This window comes from Parahoeflea alexandrii (genome assembly GCF_027214025.1).
In the GTDB taxonomy this organism is placed as follows: Bacteria; Pseudomonadota; Alphaproteobacteria; order Rhizobiales; family Rhizobiaceae; genus Hoeflea; species Hoeflea alexandrii_A.
This window is the reverse complement of the sequence record NZ_JAPWHB010000005.1, coordinates 258,993-279,690: the sequence shown is the minus strand read 5'-3', so window position 1 is coordinate 279,690 and position 20,698 is coordinate 258,993. Positions and strand designations below refer to the sequence as shown.

Below are 20,698 nucleotides of genomic sequence, written 5' to 3'. Positions count from 1 at the left end.
CTCAACCCTTGGCGCGGGACTGCGCCCGCTCAAGTGCGCGACGCACCATGACGCCGGCCATTTTCGTGCGGTACTCGGCAGGCCCGCGCATGTCCGACGCCGGTTGCGTGATCGCTTCAGCGGCTGCAACCGCTGCATCCACCGACACCTTGTCGAGGCTCGTTCCCACAAGCAGAGCTGCCGCATCGGATGCCCACAGCGGGGTTTCCGACACGTTGGTCAGGCCGATGGATGCGCTGGTGCATTTGCCGCCCGCCATGGTGATAACAACGGCGGCCGCCGCAGTGGCATAGTCGCCGACCTTGCGCTTGAGCTTCTCATAGGCATAGCCATGATCCGGCGAAGGGATCGGGATGCGGACCGCGGTCAGGATCTCGCCATGCACGAGCGCGGTGAAATAGGCGCCCTGGTAGAAGTCGCGAGCCGCAATATCACGGCTGCCGTCCGGGCCGGTGACCGCATAGGTCGCCCCCAGGCACATCATCAGCGCCGGCATGTCGTTGCCCGGATCACCGTTGGCGACATTGCCGCCGAATGTGCCCTTGTAGCGGATCTGCGGATCGGCGATCAGCCTGGAAGTCTCGGCAATGATCGGGAGATGCCGGCCGAGTTCCTCCGAGGAGATCAGCTCGAACTGCGTCGTCATGGCGCCGATGACGACGTCATTGCCGGTGACCGAAATACCCTTGAGATTGCCGATACCGGACAGGTCGACAAGATGTTCCGGCGAAGCCAGCCGGGTTTTCATCAGCGGTATCAGGCTGTGACCGCCTGCAAGGATGTTGGCCTCCTCGCCGAGCCTGGCAAGCAAGGCAACTGCATCCTCTACGGACGCAGGTCGATGATAGTCGAAAGTGCCGGGTATCATGTTAGCTCCTCCCAAAGCCTGGCAGTTCAAAAACCGCATCGTCATTAATCCGGCGAGCCGGCTTCCTGATCGGTTTTCAACAGTGTCTTGATGAGAGGCTATTCCAATGGTTGCGGACAACCGGTGGCGCACGAACACCACGTATTTTCACGAAATACAGCCAGCCTGCACGAACTGCGTCAACAATATTGACTTAAATTCAGGCAATGCCCGAGTGCTGACGGGCCTGGTGGGCGGCCAGTTCCTGCCGAAGTTCGGCGACGCGGGCACGGCTGATCGGAACGGTTCGGCGGACCGGCGAAACCAGTTCGGCGACGGCTGCATCGCCAGATTTTTTCACCTGCCCGACATGCGCAAGGCTGACGATGTAGCTGCGATGGGTCCTGTAGAATTCAGGCTTTGGCAGGCGTTCGAAGATCTCGCTGATCGAGAGCGTGCAGAACAGATCGTCGCGCCCGTTGAAGACATAGGTGTAATGGGCGTTGGCGTGCACTGATATGACGTCGCTGGCGGCGATGTGAAACCGATTTCCGTTCTTTTCGATCGGCAGCAGGGTGGCCGAAACGCCGTCGGTCGGCGCAGCGGCTGGCGCGCCTACCAGTCTCGCAGGGTCCGTGCCATTGGGTTCGGTGTCATTGAAATCGTCGGCGTTGTCTTCCCCGGCCTTCAGTCTCGCGTCGTCGCTGCCTGCGTCCGGTCGCTTCGGCACAAGCGTCAGCATGAAAATCCCGGAGATCGCGAAGGCAACGACGCTGACAATGACGGCCAGTGTATCGCTCGAGATGAACGAGGTCGAGGTGCTCTCGGCTGCAAGGGAGAAATCGAAAGTGGTGCCCACCATGGCGGTGTAGTGCATTCCGGAGACCGCGCATCCCAGGAACGTGGCGCAGAGGAAAAGCGGTGGCCGCCGGTCGGCCGAGAACGCCAGCCACAGCGCCAGTCCCGAGGCTGTGACGGCAATCACGAAGCTCAAGACGACGTAAACCGGATCATAGCTCAAGCTGGCGCTTGAGCGCAGTGCGATCATGCCGACATAGTGCATCGTGGTGATGCCCATCCCCATCACACCTGCAGCGATGGCGAGCAAGTGCCGCGAGCGCAGGCTTGCGAGGAACACCGCGATGCCGGTCACCAGCACGCACAGCAGCAGTGACAGCAATGTCGGCAGGACCAGATAGTCAACCTGCGAGGCCATGCCCATCGACAGCATGCCGATGAAATGCATGCTCCAGATGCCGACCGACAGGGTAATCGCCGATGCGGCGATGAGCAGGCGGCGATTGAGTGCGAAAGCCCCCGAGATGCGCAGCGCCAGATTGAGGCCGACATAGCTCGCCTGTATGGCGACGACGATCGACAGAACGACCAGATAGAGATTGTGGTGGTGCGATGCCATTACGGGGTGGCCCCGTCAGCCTGGTACAGAGTTGCTTTGCTGATCATGGTTGCAGGCTAGCATAATTCATCTCCCGATTTCCATCTGATGCGGAAGCGGTGCACGCGAGACCCGGACAGACACGCTTGCCCGCTGAATCCATGCGGTCACCTGGCCACGAAACGTCCTGTCCGACGGATGGACTCCGGCGTCAGGGATCAGAGGAGTCGGCGATCCGTTTTTTCAGGCCCTCGACCATATCCTGCGATATCGATTGATTGGCGTTCATCGCCTGCAACGGACAGGGCGTGTCCAGGCGCCTGAGTGCCTCTGCGATGCCGAAGCAATGAGCCGAATCCAGACGCGACAATTCCCGCCAGGTTACCGGAATTGCCACCGGAGCGCCCTTGCGGGCCCGGAGTGAATAGGGTGCAACCGCCGTCGCCCCCCTTTCGTTGCGCAGCCAGTCGATGAAAATCCTGCCCTTGCGCCTGGCCTTCGACATGGTTGCGACATAGCGATCCGGATGGCGCAGCGCCAGGCCGCCGGCAGCCGTGCGCGAGAAGGCCGCGACCGTTTCCCAACCCGCCGCCCGGTGCAACGGCACAACGACATGCACACCCTTGCCGCCGGTAACCATCGGCATACCTTGAAGTCCGACATCTTCCAGCAGCTTGCGGACATCGCTGGCCGCGGCCTTGACGTCGGAGAAGGGCAGCCCCTCATCCGGGTCGATATCGAAGACGAGTCGGTCGGGGGTCTCCAGCATGTCGGTCCGCGAGCCCCAGATGTGGAATTCGATGGTTCCCATCTGCGCAGCCGCGACAACACCTTGCCTCTTCTCGATCACCATGTATGGCTCGGTCTTGCCGGACTTCTCCGTGAGGTCGACCCGGGCGATGCCGGAGGGAAATCCCTTGCCGGCGTGTTTCTGAAAGAAACACTCGCCGTCGATGCCCTCGGGGCATCTGAGCAGCGACACCGGCCGGTGTCCGGCAAGTTCCAGCATCCTGTCCGCCGCCTTCGCGTAATACGCCGCAACATCGCCCTTGGTGCAGCCCGCCTCGGGAAACACCACACGATCCGGATGGGTGATCCGCACACCCAGAACCGCGCCTTGATCATCGGAGGCCTGCGCAGGTTTTTCGAGCTTTGCCATAGTCGCATCCTTCTCCTCGCGCGCACCCGGAGAGACGCCATCACGAAGACGCCCCTCCACGGACTGCCTCGCGTTCGCGCCGGCGCGCCGGACTAAGGAAAGATGATCGCTAAGGCCGTCCGGCGACGCGTCCGCGGTCAGCCAATCTAGCATCTTCGCGCGGTTGCAACAGAGGCGATGCAAGTTCAGCTACTCTGACCGAGACCGGAATGTCCGGCTGTGTGCGGGAGACAGGCTTTGCGACGCGTGAGAAAACGGCACCGATTCCGATCAGGACCGGTTCGTCGTATCCGATGATGGACATTCCCGCGTCGAGGTCCTTGAGTTCGCCGGCCCAGTGCCGGAAGCCGTCGCGGGCGACGGACCTGGCGACAACCACGGCCGTGGAAGGACGCATCCCGCCGGCGATCAGGCGGCCCGAGATATCGCCCGCCGTGCGTCCGCCCATGTAGAAGACGGTGGTGGTTCCGGCATCGGCGATCCCGGTCCAATCCAGATCCGATGGCAATTCCCCGTTGCGGCTGTGGCCGGTAACGAAACGGACCGATTGCGCATGGTCGCGATGCGTCAGCGATACCCCGAGCTGCGACGCCATGGCGAGCGCCGAAGTGATGCCCGGGACCACCGCGACCGGGATGCCTTCCGCCTCGAGCCGGGCGATTTCCTCCCCTGCCCGGCCGAAAATCATCGGATCCCCGCCCTTCAGCCGCACCACATGCTTGCCGGCTTTGGCGAGCTTGACCAAGGTCGCGTTGATGTCGTCCTGCCTGCAGCTTTCCCGGCCGCCACGCTTGCCTACCAACATGCGTTTGGCTTCGCGGCGCGCCAGTTCGAGCGCGTCGCCGGAAACGAGATCGTCAAACAGGATGACGTCGGCGGCCTGCAACGCGCGGACGGCCTTGAGCGTCAGCAGTTCGGCGTCTCCCGGACCGGCTCCGACCAGGGTGACCCGGCCTGTACCGCGCGCGCCTGCCCGCTTAAGCGCCGCGGTGCCGGCCAGCAATTCGCGCGCGGTGGCTGCGGTGGGGGCGGCAGCAAAGGCGCGGTCGACAAAGCCTTCCCAGAAGGCGCGGCGCTCGCCGCCCGGATTGAGGCGGTCATTGACCGCGGCGCGGATCGTCTGCGCGAGCTTCGCCCAGGCCGCGACCGAGGGCGGGATCAGGGTTTCGATGCGGCGGCGGATGGCCTGTCCGAGGATCGGAGCGGCGCCATCGGTCGAAATCGCGATCACCGCCGGCGAACGGTTGACGATCGAGCCGAACTGGAACTCGCAGAAGGCCGGCTTGTCGATGACATTGACGGGGACCCCGGCTCCATGCGCTGAGCAGTGGAAGGCCTGTGCCTCGCCATCGGTCGCGGCATCGCAGATGGCGATCTGCATGCCCTCGAAACTGTCGGAGGTCCAGAGCCGCGGGTGCCAGACATAGGCGCAGGTGCTGCCCGCGATCAGCCCGGCAAAGACCGCTTCGAGTTCCTCGGCAAAGACGTGCACCTCTGCACCGGCGGCGGCGAGTAACTCGGCCTTCCACGCCGCCGCATCGGAACCGCCCGCCACCAGCACCTTCTTGCCCTTGAGCCTGTAGAAAACCGGCAGGGTCGCGAGCGGTCCCATGCGCTCGCGCTCGCCGCGTCCGCGCGGCGCTTCATTCGGCTGCAATGATCTGATGTTCATCGAGGAGACCCTTGATTTCCGATTTGCAGGAGCCGCAATTGGTGCCGGCGGTGGTGGCATTGGTGATCGCGTCGACGCTGGCGCATCCTCTGCTGATGGCGCCGACAATGTCGTTGATGCCGACATTCATGCAGGCGCAGACGATCGCGCCCTTGTCCGGCATGTCATTGGCCGGCCTACCCGCGATCACCCGCCAGCGCGACGATACGTTTGCGAAGTCTTCCGCCAGCTGATCGGCGGCCCAGCTGCGCGAGACCGCCACCGGACGGTCCGAAACGAAGACCGCGCCGACCAGACCGGCGCCGTCAAAGGCGGCATGCCGAGCCAGGCCGCTGCGCGGATCGGTAAAGGACAGAAGCGGCGTGGCCGGATCGAGATCCAGCACGGCGCAGACAAGTTCCCGGATATCGGCCTGCGCGCACGCCAACGCGAATTCGGCACGCCAGCCGGCCCCGGTCCTGGCCATCGCCCAGTAATCGGCCCGGTGCATGGCCGGCTTGTGGCGAGTGACCGCAAATCCATAGTGACTGGCCTCGAACCGGCTGAGGCCTACGGCGGTGTTCTTCAGCGCCGGCTGTCCCGAGACCGGATCGACCACCGGCGCCACCAGCCGGTCGACCCTCGCGCCGGATGCCCATTGGTCGGTCCAATGCATCGGCACGAAGATGTTGCCCGGCCGCTGCCTGTCGGTGATCAGCGCCCGGACAATGATCTCACCACGCACGCTCGCCACCCGCACCAGGTCCGCAGTCCCGATGTTCAATGATTTCGCATCGCGCGGATGGATCTCGGCGAAGGGCTCTGCGATATGCGCCGCCAGCCGCGGGCTTTTGCCGGTGCGCGTCATCGTGTGCCAGTGATCGCGAACGCGTCCGGTGTTCAGCGTGAAGCGATGATCGGTCTTGGCGGAAGCAGCTTCGGGCGGTGCAACCGCGATAAAGCGTGCCAGGCGGTCCGGAGTGAAAAAACCGCCATTGGCGAAGAACCTCGTATCGGGCGAGATCGAGATATCCCGTGCAGGTTTCGGCCACTGGAACGGCGTCAGTTCATCATATGCCCGGTCATCGATATCGGCGCAGGCGCCGATATCGAGATCGCGGCCGCCGTTGTTCTCGAAAGCGGTTTGCGCCGCATACTCGCGCATGATCGATGCGGGATTGGCAAAACCGAAGGCTTCGGGATAACCCATGCGCCTGCCGACCTCGGCCATCTGCCACCAGTCGGCCCTGGCCTCGCCCGGCGCGGCCAGGAAGGTGCGCTGGCGCGAGATGCGGCGTTCGGAATTGGTCACCGTGCCATCCTTCTCGCCCCAGCCGAGCGACGGCAGTTTGACATGGGCATGCCGGATGGTATCGGTGTCAGCCATGATGTCGGAGACGACCACGAAGGGGCAGGTCTTGAGAGCTGACTCGACCGCGCCGGCATCGGGCATCGAATCGACCGGGTTGGTGGCCATGATCCAGAGCGCCTTGATCCGCCCGTCTCCCACCGCCTTGAACAGGTCAACCGCCTTCAGCCCCGGCCTGTCGGCGATCACCGGAGACTTCCAGAAACGCTGCACGCGGTCGCGATGGACCGGGTTCTCGATCTCCATATGGGCTGCCAGCATGTTGGCGAGGCCGCCGACCTCGCGGCCGCCCATTGCATTGGGTTGACCGGTCACCGAGAACGGTCCCATCCCCGGCCTGCCGATGCGGCCGGTCGCCAGATGGCAATTGATGATGGCGTTGACCTTGTCGGTACCGGAGGCGGACTGGTTGACGCCCTGGCTGTAGACTGTGACGACCTTCTGGGATCCGGCCCAGAGGGCGTAGAAGGCTTCCAGTTCGGCCGCTGCCAGCCCGGTCTGCGCCATCAGGTCTGAAAGTCCCACCGCACGGGCAGCCGCGAGCGTCGCTTCGACGCCGGTGGTGTGGGCCGCGACGTAGCCGGTGTCGAAATGGCCGTTTTCTTCGAGATGGGCGAGAAGCCCCAGAAACAGGGCTACGTCGCCATCGGGTGCGATCGGCAGATGCAGGTCGGCGATATCGGCCGTCATGGTGCGGCGCGGATCGATGAGGACGATCTTCATTTCCGGGCGTGCGGCCTTGGCGGCGGCGATGCGCTGATAGAGCACCGGATGGCACCAGGCCAGGTTCGATCCCGTCAGCACGACGAGGTCGGCGAGTTCCAGATCCTCGTAGGTTCCCGGCACAGTGTCCGAGCCAAAGGCGCGGCGGTGACCGGCGACCGAGGACGCCATGCACAGCCGCGAATTGGTGTCGATGTTTGCCGAGCCGATGAAGCCCTTCATCAGCTTGTTGGCGACGTAGTAATCCTCGGTCAGGATCTGGCCGGAAACATAGAAAGCGACACTGTCCGGTCCGTGTTCGGCGATTGCCTGAGAAAATCGCGAGGCCACAAGATCAAGGGCCGTGTTCCACGAGGCACGCTCGCCGGCGATCTCCGGATAAAGCAGCCTGCCATCCAGATCGACTGTTTCTCCGAGCGCCGAGCCTTTTGAACACAGGCGGCCAAGGTTTGCGGGGTGGGTGGGATCGCCCTTGATCGTGACGGCGCCGCCCTCCTCCAGGGTCGCCAGAACGCCACACCCCACCCCGCAATAGGGACACGTCGTCCTGACCGTTGTGCCCATTTTTCCAGTCATTTCGAAACGCCGAGGCCGAGGACGATTTCATCGCCCTCGAGCCGAACCGGGAACGACAGGGTCTGCCCCTCGTCAGCACCCTGGGCAAGCCCGGTTTCGAGACTGATCACCCAGTTGTGCAGGGGGCAGGTGACGCAGCCGTCATGCACGATGCCCTGGCTCAAGGGCCCGTTCTTGTGCGGGCACTTGTCTTCCAGCGCGAACACCCGGTCATCGGCCGTGCGGAAAATGGCGATGCTCGTCTCGCCGTTCTTGATGCAGCGCGCCCCGCGCCGGGGAATATCGTTGAGGCTTCCCACCCTGACCCATGTCTGTGTCATCGCGTTCATTCCGCCGCCTCCAGGCTCAGTGTCGCCATCGGGTTGAACTCGTGCTTGTCCTTGCCGGAGACGCGCTCAGACCAGGGATCGACCTGGGCAAATTTCTGGCTGAAGACGAAGCGCTCGTAATAGGCCTTGCGCTTGTCGGGCTCATCCATGATCTGACGGCGGATCTCGTCGAGGCCGATGCGCTTGGCCCATTTGTAGATGCGTTCGAGATAGCGGCCCTGCTCGCGGTACATCTGCGCCAGCGCCACGACATGCTCCATCACCTCTTCCTCGGTCTTCACATGCCCGAGGATCTCGGTGCCCTTGATGTCGAGGCCGGCGGCTCCGGCGAAATGGATCTCGTAGCCGCTGTCGACACAGATGACGCCGATGTCCTTGCAGGTGGCTTCGGCGCAATTGCGCGGGCAGCCGGAGACAGCCAGTTTCAGCTTGGCGGGCGTCCATGAGCCCCACATGAATTTTTCGAGCCTGATGCCGAGGCCGGTGGAATCCTGGGTGCCGAACCGGCACCAGTCGCTGCCGACGCAGGTTTTAACGGTGCGAAGCCCCTTGGCGTAGGCCTGGCCCGAGACGAAGCCGGCCTTGCCGAGGTCGGCCCAGACCGCCGGCAGGTCCTCCTTCCGGACGCCGAGCATGTCGATGCGCTGGCCGCCGGTGCATTTGACCGCCGGGATGTTGAACTTGTCGACGACATCGGCAATCGCGCGAAGCTCCGCCGCCGAAGTCATGCCGCCCCACATCCGCGGCACCACTGAGTAAGTGCCGTCCTTCTGGATGTTGGCGTGCACGCGCTCGTTGATGAAGCGCGACTGGTAGTCGTCGGCATATTCGGCCGGCCAGTCGCAGACCAGATAGTAATTGAGTGCCGGACGGCATTTGGCACAGCCGCAGGAGGTCTTCCATTCCAGCTCCTGCATCACCGCCGGGATGGTTTTCAGCTGCTTTGCCTTGATCAGGCGGCGCACGTCGTCATGGCCGAGTTCGGTGCAGCCGCACATCGGCGTCACCGCCGCCGGATTGTAGGCATCGCCAAGTGTCAGGCTGAGAAGTTGCTCGACCAGACCGGTGCATGTCCCGCAGGACGCCGACGCCTTGGTATGGGCGCGCACGTCGTCAAGGCCGGTCAACCCCTTGGAGGTTATGGCTCCCGTGATCTTTCCCTTGCAAACGCCGTTGCAGCCGCAGATTTCCGCATCATCCGGCAAGGCTGCAACGGCTGCCATAGGGTCCATCGGGGATCCCCCCTGATAGGCCTGGCCGAAGATCAGCGTCTCCCGCATCTCGGATATGTCGGTCTGCTTCTTGAGGAGATCGAAGAACCAGGCGCCGTCGGCGGTTTCGCCATACAGAACTACCCCGAGGATCCTGTTGTCCTTGAGAACAAGCCGCTTGTAGACGCCGGCCGTGGCATCGCGCAGCACGATCTCCTCGCGGTCGTCGGCTTCGGCAAAGTCCCCCACCGAGTAGAGATTGATGCCGGTGACCTTGAGCTTGGTTGCAGTCGAGGTCTCGACGAAGCGCTTCTGGCCGGTGCGGCCGAGATGCGAAGCGGCAACCTCGGCCATCTGGTAGAGCGGCGCCACCAGGCCGTAGACATTGCCATTGATCTCGACGCACTCGCCGACCGAATAGATGTCCGGATCGCTGGTCTGCATGTGGTCGGAGACGACGATGCCACGGTTGACGGAGAGCCCCGCCGCTTTCGCCAGTGCGGCGTTCGGCCGGATGCCGACCGCCATCACCACCAGGGTGGCGGGGATAACGGTGCCGCCCTCGAGCTCGATGCCTTCGACACGGCTGTCGCCCAGGATCTTCTTTGTGCTGGCCTTGGTGATGACCTTGATGCCGCGTCCCTCAAGTTCCTGCTCCAGCAGGTAGCCGGCGGCGGGATCGAGCTGGCGTTCCATCAGGCTCGGCATCAGATGGATCACCGTGACATCCATGCCGCGCTCCTTGAGGCCTGCTGCGGCTTCAAGACCCAGCAGCCCGCCGCCGATCACGACTGCCTTGCCGCGCGACTGGGCGGCGAGCAGCATCGCGTCGACGTCATCGAGATCGCGGTAGGTGAGAACGCCAGGCAGATCATGGCCGGGAACCGGAATGATGAAGGGGGCCGAGCCGGTGGCGATCACCAGCTTGTCGTAGCCGACGACTTCACCGTGTTCTGATCTCACCGTCTTGGCGGTGCGATCGATCTCGACCACCTTGTGGCCCTTGTAGAGCATGACGCCATGGTCGACGTACCAGCCGTCACCGTGGATGATGATGTCCTCGAAGCTCTTTTCGCCCGACAACACCGGCGACAGCATGATGCGGTCATAATTGACGCGCGGTTCGGCGTTGAAGATGGTCACGTCGAAGGCGTCGGGGGCATTGTCGAACAGATGCTCGAGCATCCGTCCGGGCGCCATGCCATTGCCGATGACAACGAGTTTTTGTTTTCCGGTCATGGGTCTACTCCGCTGCGGTCAGACTGGCGGCCACGCTTTTCTGGCGGGCGACCCGAACGGACCGTTTCTGGGAAATGGATTTCAACTGCTCCTCGGAGGGGTTTGCACCGCCCTCATAGGCTTCGAGGAACTCGAGCAGCTCTTCGCGGTAGGCGTAATAATCCTGGTGATTGAGCAGCGCCTTGCGCGAGCGGGGACGCTGCAGATCAACGTCCATGATGTTGCCGATCCGGGCGTTCGGCCCGTTCGACATCATCACCACCCGGTCAGCCAGCAGGATCGCCTCGTCGACATCGTGGGTGACGCAGACGGCGGTGACCTGGGTGCGCTTCCAGACGTCCATCAGGACATCCTGCAACTCCCAGCGGGTCAGGCTGTCGAGCATGCCGAAGGGCTCGTCGAGCAGCAGCAGCTTCGGCGACAGCGCAAACGCCCGGGCGATGCCGACGCGCTGCTTCATGCCGTTCGACAGGTCCAGCGCCGGACGGTGCATGGCGTCGATCAGACCGACGCGCTGCAGGTAGTACTCGACCACGTCGTTGCGCTCGGCCCTGGAAGCGTTCGGATAGACCCGGTCGACGCCGAGCGCGACGTTTTCATAAGCCGTCAGCCACGGCATCAGCGAAGGCGCCTGGAACACCACCGCCCGGTCAGGTCCGGCCTGGGTGATATGGCGGCCATCGAGGATGATCGCGCCTTCGGTGATCGGGTTGAGGCCCGCAGCCATCGACAGCACGGTGGACTTGCCGCAGCCCGAATGGCCGATCAGGGTGGTGAACTCCCCCTTCTTCATCTTCAGCTCGAAGCCGTCGACAACGGTGAGCGGCCCCTTGGGCGTCGGATAGACCTTTTTCAGCTGGCTGAACTCGAGGAAACTGTTGTCCTTGACCGCCGCTGACGCTTCGGCATAGGCTTTGGGAAGCCTCTCCCTGCCGAGCGATATCGGCACGATGTTGGGCAAGGCAATATCGCGCTCCGCCTCAGACCCGCGTTCGGCGCCGACCTCCATCAGATAGCTGGTGATCTCGCCGCGCAGCCGGATGAAGTCCTCGTCCGAATTCATCTCAGCACGGTCGCGCGGCCGGGCGATGTCGACCCGGAAATCCGGACCAAGCGTCGCCTTCGGTCCCGGATTGAGCGGGATGATACGGTCGGCCAGCAGAATGGCTTCATCCACGTCATTGGTGATGAGGATGATGGTCTTCTTCTCTTTCTGGCAGATATCGGCGAACTCATCCTGCAGCTTGGCACGGGTCAGCGCATCGAGCGCCGAAAGCGGCTCGTCGAGCAGCAGGACTTCCGGCTGCATGGCGAGCGCTCGGGCCACCGCCACGCGCTGGCGCATGCCGCCTGACAGTTCGGCCGGCTTGCGGTCACGCGCATGGCCGAGCCCGACCATCCCGATATACTTGTCGACGATAGCCGCCCGTTCGGCTCGAGTCCTTTTCCTGAAGACGCTGTCGACGGCGAGGCTGACATTGCCGGCCACGGTCATCCACGGCATCAGCGAATAGGACTGGAACACCACTCCCCGCTCCGGCCCCGGACCGTCGATTTCGGTGCCCTTGAAGATCACCCCACCCTCTTCCGGCTTGATCAGCCCGGCCAGGAGCGAAATCAGCGTCGTCTTGCCCGATCCCGAGAACCCGACGATGGCGATGAACTCGCCATCGTCGACCTTCAGGTTGATGTTGCTCAGCACTTCGGTGCGGTCAGCGCCTTCGCCGTAGGATTTGGTGAGACCGGATATTTCAAGAATTGGCATCACATCCTCCTACCGGTTGGCCGAGAAGGTGAAGGCGCGCTGCAGCGCGAACATCAGCCGGTCGAGCATGAAGCCGATGATGCCGATGGTCAGCACTGCGACCATGATCCTGGCCAGCGACTGCGAAGAGCCGTTCTGGAATTCGTCCCAGACGAATTTTCCAAGACCGGGATTCTGCGCCAGCATTTCGGCAGCGATCAGCACCATCCAGCCCACGCCCAGCGACAGCCTGAGGCCGGTGAAGATCAGCGGCAGCGACGACGGAAGCACCACCTGGGTGATGGTTCTCGAGGTCGGCAGCTGCAGCACGCGGCCGACATTCATCAGATCCTTGTCGACCGAGGCGACGCCGAGGGCAGTATTGATCAATGTCGGCCAGAGCGAACACAGTGTCACGGTGACGGCGGAGATCAGCAGCGATTTCGGCATCCAGTCATAGGGATTGGCGTAGGTCGCCGAAATGATCATGGTGACGATCGGCAGCCAGGCCAGAGGCGATACCGGTTTGAATATCTGGATCAGCGGATTGATGGCGCCATTGAAGGACTTCGACAGTCCGGAGGCGATGCCGAGCGGAACGGCGATCAGCGTGCCGATGGCAAATCCGAGGCCGACGGTAAACAACGAGGTGACGATCTGGTCGAGATAGGTCGGCTTGCCGGTGTAGGTGCGGAACTGCGGCTCCTTGCCCTCGGCCACCAGCTTCTCGTTGCGCTTGTCCTGGCGTTCGTAGAAGGACGCGGACTTTTCGCGCTCCCGGACGTGGTCGGCCCACAGATTGCCCGCCTGCTCCCAGACCTCAACCGGTCCCGGAACCGCGCCCAGCGACGTCTCGACCTTCGGAGCCAGCATGCCCCAGGCGACGAGGAAGGCGAGGATGCCCAGCAACGGAATGAGCAGGACCCGCTTGAGTTCGCCCAGTTGCACGCGCGGATTGTCGCCGGCCAGCATGCGCAGGATGGGCACAAGCCAGGAAAAGCCCAGCGCATCCAGCCAGCCACTAGCCCTGGTGATGGCGGAAAAGATCTTCTCGCGTCCGGTCAGATCGATTGGTGCGGTTTCGGTGGCATTTGCCATCGGTGGTAATCCTTTGAAGTGGTCAACAGATGGAACGGAGCGCCGCTAAGGGCGCCCCCAAACAGCGGGCGGACTAACCGCCGGCGACTTCATCGCCCTTGAGGCCGATACTCAGACTGTTGAGGTAGTCGTTGGGCTTCTTGCCGTCATAGGCGATGCCGTCGATGATATCGGCGGCCGGTGTCGGCGCGCGGTAGCCATCGGTGTCCCAGGGGAAATCCGCCTCGTTGGCATGACCGTCCTCGACCAGCAGCCGCGCCGCCTTGAGATAGATGTCGGGCAGGTAGACCGATTTCGCGGTTTCATCGAACCACTCGTCCGTCTTGGCTTCGGAGATCTGTCCCCAGCGGCGCATCTGCGAGAGATACCAGACGGCGTCCGAATAGTAGGGATAGGTGGCAAAGTGCCGGTAGAACACGTTGAAATCGGGCACGTCGCGCTTGTCACCCTTCTCGTATTCGAAGGTACCGGTCATCGAATTGGCGATGACTTCGGCATCGGCACCAACATATTCGGACCGGGCCAGGATCTGGACGGCCTCCATGCGATTGGCATTGTCGTTCTCGTCGAGCCATTTCGCCGCGCGGATCAGCGCCTTGGTCAGCGCCAGCGTGGTGTTGGGATATTGCTCGGTGAATTCCTTGGTCAGGCCGAAGACCTTTTCCGGATTGTTCTTCCAGATCTCGTAATCGGTGATCACCGGCACGCCGATGCCCTTGAACACGGCGGCCTGGTTCCAGGGTTCGCCGACGCAGTAGCCGTCAATGGTGCCGGCTTCCAGCGTCGCCGGCATCTGCGGCGGCGGCGTCACCGAGAGAAGCGCATCCGCGCCGATCTGGCCCGAGACATCGTTGGGTGAATAGAACCCGGGGTGGATGCCGCCGGAGGCGAGCCAGTAGCGCAGTTCGTAGTTATGGGTGGAGACCGGAAACACCATGCCCATGTTGAACGGCCGGCCTTCCGCCTTGAACTTGTCGACGACCTTCTTGAGGACATCCGCCTTGATCGGGTGCACGGGCTTGCCGTCCGGGCCGTTCTCCAGATACGGCTTCATCAGGTCCCAGACTTCATTGGAAACGGTGATGCCGTTACCGTTGAGGTCCATCGAAAATGGGGTGACGATGTGCGCCTTGGTGCCGAAGCCGATGGTGGCGGCCAGTGGCTGGCCGGCCAGCATGTGGGCGCCGTCAAGTTCGCCGGTGATCACCCGGTCAAGCAACACCTTCCAGTTGGCCTGCGGCTCGAGCGTGACGAACAGGCCCTCATCCTCGAAATAACCCTTCTCGTAGGCGATCGCCAGCGGCGCCATGTCGGTGAGCTTGATGAAGCCGAACTTCAACTCGTCCTTCTCGACATCGAGCATGCCGGCAGAGGCGGGCGTCAGCATGGTGGCGGAAGCCAATATCATGGCGCTGAGTGCAAGAGCGGTACGCCGTGTGAACTTCATGGTCATTCCCTGTCTCCTTTGGCGGTCCGTTGACCGCATAAAAAAAGCCGCCAAACCGGAGGACCCGCGGGAGGATGCGGGACACTTCGGTTTGGCGGCGTTGCCTGGTTCGGGCCCTTCATTGGACCTGGTCAGCCTTGGAAAGCTGGTCCAAGCCCTGCAAACGGCGTGCCAATTCCTAAAAAGGACGTCTTGTCATTGTTTTTTCGGGATAATCCGGATTTGCCGAAATTTCCGCCCTTGCGAAGTTCTGCGCAGCAATTGTGCAAAGCAGCACAAAGTGCAGACCAAAAAACAATCACAAGCGTCGACTCGCGGAAAAAAACTCAGGGCTTCTGGCTGTCGATATAGGCGCCCAGCCGGTCCGGATCGAACACCGCGCCGTCGAAGAAACCGTCCGGCCCGAGATAGAGGAACTGCGAGGACGCGCCGACAGCGGTCGTCCGTGCGAGGGCGCCTTCAACCTTGGAGTTGGCCGAAGGCACCGGAACACCGATTCCGGCAAGCGCCGAGCGGTAGATATCCGGACGGAAGCTGCATCGCGCCATCTCGGCATGGTCCGCCGAATGATCGACATAGCCCCAGCGGACCATCTGCGAATAGAACCACAGCGCATGGCTTTGCCAGGGGAACGTCGCCGCCCGGGCATGCGGCTCGAAGAAATCCGGTGACGCCGCGGCGCCGGCTTCACCGAGAATCGAGCCATCGAGCGCGGGAAGGATCACGCTTACGGGCTGCCCGAGATATCCGGGCAGGCTGAGAAGTGCGGCCAGTTCGGTATGGTTTGACGGTTGTCCGCACCATTCGGCGGAGCGGTAGAGCGCACGCAACAAGGCATGCAGCGTCTCCATGTTTTCCTCCGCCCAGTCCTCGCGGACCGCCAGGACCTTTTCCGGGCTCGAGGCCCAGATCGATGACTTGGTGGCAATGATCCGGCCGGCGCCTCTGGCAACGCCGACGGAGTTCCAGGGTTCGCCGACGCAATAGCCGTCGATCTGCCCGGAGGCCAGCGCATCAGCCATCAGCGATGGCGGCAGAATGACGATCTCGATATCGCTGTCGGGTGCGATGCCGGACGCGCCGAGCCAATAGCGCAGTTCGAAATTGTGCCCGGAGAACGGATGCACGACGCCAAACTGCAGCCGCTTGCGGCCCTGTGTCTGTCCGGTCCTGACCACGCGGGCAAGGGCTTCGCCCGCTGCCTTGGCGTTGGTCATCTCGAAGGCATGCTGATGGCGCATCTCGGCCACGAGCCGGTTGCTCACGGTGATGGCGTTGCCACCCAGGCCAAGCGCCATCGGCGCAATCAGCCGCGTCTCGAACGGCGTCAGTCCCAGGTTGGCCGCAATCGGCATCGGAGCCAGCGCATGGGAAATCTCGAATTGCCCGACGGCGAGCTTGTCGCGGACATTGGCCCACGATGTTTCCCGCACCAGATCGAGCGCGATGCCTTCGGCTTCGGCGAAACCGCACTCCCTGGCGGCGATCAGAATCGCGCTGTCGGTCAACGGAAGAAAGCCGGCGCTCAGTTCTATGGTCATCTATTCGCCCCCATCGCCAAGCAGCCGCGCCGACATCACCAGGCTTTCGGCTACATCGGCGATTTTCCTGTTGCCGTTCATGGCGGCCTTGCGCAGCAGCTTGTAGGCCGTGGCTTCATCGACCCCGCGCGATTTCATGATCAGCCCCTTGGCCTGATCGATCACCTTGCGCTCTTCCAGCGCGCCGCGCGCTTCCTCAAGCTCCCGCTCGAGCCTGGAGAAGGCATTGAACCGGCTGATGGCCATGTCGAGAATGCTCTTGACCCGTTCCTGGCGCAGTCCGTCGACAACATAGGCGGACACGCCGGCATCAATCGCCGATTGCATCGCCTCCTTGTCGGATCGGTCGACGAACATGGCAATCGGCCGTTTCACCGCGCGCGACAGCTGGAAGATGCTTTCAAGCATGTCGCGGTTCGGGTTTTCCAGATCGATGACGATCACGTCCGGCGCGTGCAACGCGATCTTGGCGGCAATACCGTGCATCTCGTTGATGACGGTGACCCTCGTATGCCCGGCCGCCGACAACCCCGCTTCGATGATCGAAGCGCGGGTGGCGTTTTCATCAATGATCAGCACCGACGGCAGAGGCTCATTCATAGCTGCATTTTGCGCAAACGAAAAAATTGTGCAATGCACAATCTTGCTGCAGCCACACTCGGGTACTCGATCTCCGTTCCCGGAAGACCGAATTGGTTCTGGCTCGCCTCTCCTGAGCCAGGCAACAACGATGCACCTATCTCGGGCTCGAACGGATATCCCGGCTCGAAAACGCGGCCCGCCAAGGAGCCGACAGAATGCTGGCAAAATTTCCGCCCGTAAACTAGTCTGCCGGCCATTGCGGCAGTCGAGGGAATCGCGGACTTCGAGTGTTCCCATGCGCACTTGAACATGAAAAGGGCGAGCTGACGGATGAGCGACTTCAAGATCAAGAATATGGACGACTTCGCATCCGTGAGCGGCATTTCCCGCCCGACGATCTCGAAATATTTCAATGATGCCGACAGCGTCAGGAAGTCCACCCGGGAGCGGATCGAGAAGGCGCTGGAGCGCTATGACTACCAGCCGAACTTCTATGCGATGAACCAGAACCGGCGGCTGACAAAAAATGTCGGCATCGTCATCCCCTATATGGCCGACCCGCATTTTGCCGAGATTGCGCGTAATGTCGAAAACCATGTCATTGAGGCCGGGTATCGTCCGGTCGTGCTCGGATCCCAGGGCAATCCGGAACAAGAGATCGAGAATCTGAACAATCTGCGGCTGCTCAAGCCTGCCGGCGTCCTGCTTGCCCCGATCGGACGGATGTCGGATGCCCGACGCATAGCGGACTTCTGCAAGGACGTCCCTACGGTTCTGTTCGATGCAAATATCGAGGATGTCGGCGAAGCTTTCATCGGAATGAACAACAACCAGAGCATCGGCTTGATCGTCGAGTACTTGTGCCGGACCGGCGAGCCGCCCGCATTCTTCGAGATGCTGACCCCGTCCAACCCGAATGCTCTGAAACGCCGCAACGCCTATGTCAACTCGATGGAGCGATTGGGCCACACGCCGCATCTGATTCAGGTCGAGGGCGAAGGCTGGGACTTCGAGGAAATCGGATTTCGGGAAGGATCCCGGGTCATAGCCGACCGGATGCTCTCGACTGACACGGTTCTGTGCAGCAACGACCGTCTCGCAATCGGCTTCTTGTCCGCAGCCTATCAACACGGGCTGCGCGTGGGACTGGGTCCAAGTTGCGCCTTGCGCGTTGCAGGTCACGATGACCATCCATTCTCGCGTTATACCTGCCCGACGCTGACGACTGTCTCACAGGATTATGCGGCAATTTCGGCCCGGAGCGCGGAGACGCTGTTCACGCTGATCGACACCGAACAACGCGCGAGTTCTCGTGAAGTGACACTTTATGATGGCAAGCTGGTCATGAGAGGCTCTGCTTAACCAATTGAAAACATATTCATAAATTCAAAATATATACGCGCGTAAAAATATAATTGACGCGAGAGTAGATCTGGCAGTACCTTTTGATGGCAACATCCAATCAAAGGGAGGATACGGATGTACTTGAGGAACGCACTGTGTGCGGCGACCGCCTTGACGGTCCTCGGCACCACCGGCGCTATTGCCGAGACAATCACCATCGCAACCGTGAACAACGGCGATATGATCCGCATGCAGGGTTTGACGGACGATTTCACCGCCAAGACCGGCCACAAGGTCGAGTGGGTCACACTGGAGGAAAACGTTCTTCGCCAGCGGGTCACAACCGACATCACCACCAAGGGTGGCCAGTTCGACATCCTGACCATCGGCATGTACGAAACCCCGATCTGGGGCGCCAATGGCTGGCTGATCCCGCTTGATGATCTTTCCGAAAGCTACGACGTCGGCGACATCCTGCCGGCGATGGCAGGCGGCCTGAGCTACGACGGCACACTGTATGCAGCGCCGTTCTATGGCGAAAGCTCGATGATCATGTACCGCACCGACCTGATGGAGAAGGCCGGCATGGAAATGCCGGAAGCCCCCAGTTGGGAGTTCATCCGCAAGGCAGCGGCGGCAATGACCGATCGCGACAACGACGTCAACGGCATCTGCCTTCGCGGCAAGGCCGGTTGGGGCGAAGGCGGCGCCTTCATTACCGCGATGTCGAATTCCTTCGGCGCCCGCTGGTTCGACATGGACTGGAATGCCCAGTTCGACACCAAGCCATGGGCCGATACGCTCAACTTCTTCGTCGGCATGATGAACGAGTCTGGCCCGTCCGGCTACGCGACCAACGGCTTCAACGAAAACCTGTCGCTGTTCCAGCAAGGCAAGTGCGGCATGTGGATTGACGCCACGGTGGCGGCATCCTTCGTGACCAACCCGAAAGATTCGACTGTGGCTGACAGCGTTGGCTTCGCGCTCGCGCCGGACAATGGCCTGGGTAAGCGTTCCAACTGGCTGTGGGCCTGGGCACTCGCCATTCCGGCAGGCACAGCCAAGGAAGCTGCTGCCAAGCAGTTCATCGAATGGGCTACCTCGAAGGACTACATCGAACTGGTTGCCGAAAAGGAAGGCTGGGCCAACGTGCCGCCCGGTGCACGGACCTCGCTCTACGAGAACCCGAATTACCAGGCTGTTCCGTTCGCCAAGATGACGCTCGAGTCGATTTTGACGGCGGATCCGAACAAGCCCACGGTCGAGCCGGTACCCTATGTCGGGGTCCAGTTCGCGGCCATCCCGGAGTTTGCCGGCATCGCGACCGAGGTCAGCCAGGAGTTCTCGGCAGTCTATGCAGGTCAGCAGACGGTCGAGGAGGCGCTCGCAAAGGCGCAGGCGATCACCAACGACGCCATGGAAGCGGCGGGTTACCGCTAAGTCTTCCTCCCGAAACCGGAGGGTGGCGCATGCCGCCGCCTTCCGGTTCACTTGCAATCGCACGATTCCTGAAAATTCGGCGATAAACGGGCCAGTGTGCCCGGCCACAGAGGATTTGCGTCATGGCGACCCAACACTCCAGATCTGCAGCCCGGCTGATGATGGCACCGGCGGTCATTCTGCTTCTTGGCTGGATGCTCATCCCGCTGGTGATGACACTTTGGTTTTCCTTCCGCCGCTTTCTGCCGAACCGTCCCGACATCGTGCCTGGCTGGGTTGGTTTCGACAATTACGTGCGGTTTGTCACGTCCAGCGCCTTCTGGCCGAGTGTTCAGACCACACTGATCATCGTTGGCGGCGCGCTGCTGATCACTATCGTTCTCGGTGTGTTGCTGGCACTGCTTCTTGACCAGCCGATGTGGGGCCAAGGCGTCGTCCGTATCCTGGTGATCGCACCGTTCTTCGTCATGCCGACTGTTTCCGCCCTGGTCTGGAAGAACATCTTCATGGACCCGGTCAATGGCTTGTTTGCCCACCTTTGGCGCGCTTTCGGCGCCGAACCGGTTGTCTGGCTAAGCGACGCTCCGATTTTTTCGATTATCCTGATCGTATCGTGGCAATGGCTTCCCTTCGCGACACTGATCCTGCTGACTGCAATTCAGTCGCTCGACAGCGAGCAGCTGGAGGCCTCCGAGATGGATGGTGCGCCACCGCTCTCCCGTTTCTTCTACATCATTCTGCCGCATCTGAGCCGCGCGATCACGATCGTCATCCTGATCCAGACCATCTTCCTCCTGTCGGTCTTTGCCGAGATCTTCGTGACCACCGGGGGAGCCTTCGGCACGCGGACGCTGACCTATCTGATCTTCCAGCGGGTGCTGGAAAGCCAGAATGTCGGGCTCGGCAGTGCAGGTGGTGTCTACGCAATCATTCTCGCCAACATCGTTGCCGTCTTCCTGATGCGCATTGTCGGCAAGAACCTGGACGCGTGAGGAGATAGCG

General features: G+C 62.1%; 15 protein-coding genes. 3 read left to right on the top strand and 12 right to left on the bottom strand.

Features of this window, described 5'->3' with window-relative positions; translation table 11 throughout:
• Position 1: 1 nt before the first annotated feature.
• The 12 genes from O4H62_RS17720 to O4H62_RS17665 all read right to left on the bottom strand — a co-directional run bounded on the left by O4H62_RS17720 (position 2) and on the right by O4H62_RS17665 (position 16,930).
• Positions 2-868, bottom strand: a complete 867-nt coding sequence (locus O4H62_RS17720) for an FAD binding domain-containing protein (protein WP_269389866.1) — start codon at positions 866-868, stop codon at positions 2-4.
• 199 nt (positions 869-1,067) lie between these two features.
• Positions 1,068-2,264 carry an MHYT domain-containing protein gene (locus O4H62_RS17715; protein ID WP_269389865.1) on the bottom strand — a complete coding sequence of 399 codons (1,197 nt, stop codon included), beginning with the start codon at positions 2,262-2,264 and terminating at the stop codon, positions 1,068-1,070.
• A 190-nt stretch (positions 2,265-2,454) separates the two neighbouring features.
• Complete coding sequence (ligD, locus tag O4H62_RS17710) at positions 2,455-3,402, bottom strand: non-homologous end-joining DNA ligase (RefSeq protein ID WP_269389863.1); 948 nt, start codon at positions 3,400-3,402, stop codon at positions 2,455-2,457.
• A gap of 109 nt (positions 3,403-3,511) precedes the next feature.
• Entirely contained in the window at positions 3,512-5,074 is a 1,563-nt protein-coding gene (gene cysG, locus O4H62_RS17705; protein ID WP_269389862.1) for a siroheme synthase CysG, read from the bottom strand.
• Positions 5,046-7,709 (bottom strand): nitrate reductase, encoded by a 2,664-nt coding sequence (locus O4H62_RS17700; protein WP_269390293.1) that lies wholly within the window; start codon positions 7,707-7,709, stop codon positions 5,046-5,048. Before O4H62_RS17700 ends, cysG begins: the two co-directional genes overlap by 29 nt.
• Positions 7,710-7,717: 8 nt before the next feature.
• The gene (nirD, locus tag O4H62_RS17695) at positions 7,718-8,050 is read right to left on the bottom strand and encodes a nitrite reductase small subunit NirD (RefSeq protein ID WP_269389860.1); all 333 of its coding nucleotides are present in this window, start codon (positions 8,048-8,050) and stop codon (positions 7,718-7,720) included.
• Entirely contained in the window at positions 8,047-10,500 is a 2,454-nt protein-coding gene (nirB, locus tag O4H62_RS17690; RefSeq protein ID WP_269389858.1) for a nitrite reductase large subunit NirB, read from the bottom strand. The genes nirD and nirB overlap by 4 nt, the downstream gene beginning before the upstream one ends.
• A gap of 4 nt (positions 10,501-10,504) precedes the next feature.
• Positions 10,505-12,265 carry an ABC transporter ATP-binding protein gene (locus O4H62_RS17685; protein ID WP_269389856.1) on the bottom strand — a complete coding sequence of 587 codons (1,761 nt, stop codon included), beginning with the start codon at positions 12,263-12,265 and terminating at the stop codon, positions 10,505-10,507.
• Between the two features lie 9 nt (positions 12,266-12,274).
• Positions 12,275-13,342, bottom strand: coding sequence for an ABC transporter permease (locus O4H62_RS17680; RefSeq protein ID WP_269389855.1), 1,068 nt, complete (start codon positions 13,340-13,342; stop codon positions 12,275-12,277).
• Between the two features lie 73 nt (positions 13,343-13,415).
• Positions 13,416-14,795, bottom strand: coding sequence for a CmpA/NrtA family ABC transporter substrate-binding protein (locus O4H62_RS17675; RefSeq protein WP_269389854.1), 1,380 nt, complete (start codon positions 14,793-14,795; stop codon positions 13,416-13,418).
• A gap of 320 nt (positions 14,796-15,115) precedes the next feature.
• Complete coding sequence (locus tag O4H62_RS17670) at positions 15,116-16,330, bottom strand: CmpA/NrtA family ABC transporter substrate-binding protein (RefSeq protein WP_269389852.1); 1,215 nt, start codon at positions 16,328-16,330, stop codon at positions 15,116-15,118.
• Positions 16,331-16,930 (bottom strand): ANTAR domain-containing response regulator, encoded by a 600-nt coding sequence (locus O4H62_RS17665; RefSeq protein WP_269389850.1) that lies wholly within the window; start codon positions 16,928-16,930, stop codon positions 16,331-16,333.
• Between the two features lie 312 nt (positions 16,931-17,242).
• Between O4H62_RS17665 and O4H62_RS17660 the strand changes: the two genes are divergently transcribed.
• The 3 genes from O4H62_RS17660 to O4H62_RS17650 all read left to right on the top strand — a co-directional run bounded on the left by O4H62_RS17660 (position 17,243) and on the right by O4H62_RS17650 (position 20,688).
• On the top strand, positions 17,243-18,274 hold the full coding sequence (locus tag O4H62_RS17660) for a LacI family DNA-binding transcriptional regulator (protein WP_269389849.1): 1,032 nt from the start codon (positions 17,243-17,245) through the stop codon (positions 18,272-18,274).
• Positions 18,275-18,391: 117 nt separating this feature from the next.
• Entirely contained in the window at positions 18,392-19,696 is a 1,305-nt protein-coding gene (locus O4H62_RS17655; RefSeq protein ID WP_269389848.1) for an ABC transporter substrate-binding protein, read from the top strand.
• Between the two features lie 122 nt (positions 19,697-19,818).
• Positions 19,819-20,688, top strand: a complete 870-nt coding sequence (locus tag O4H62_RS17650) for a carbohydrate ABC transporter permease (protein ID WP_269389847.1) — start codon at positions 19,819-19,821, stop codon at positions 20,686-20,688.
• Positions 20,689-20,698: the final 10 nt, after the last annotated feature.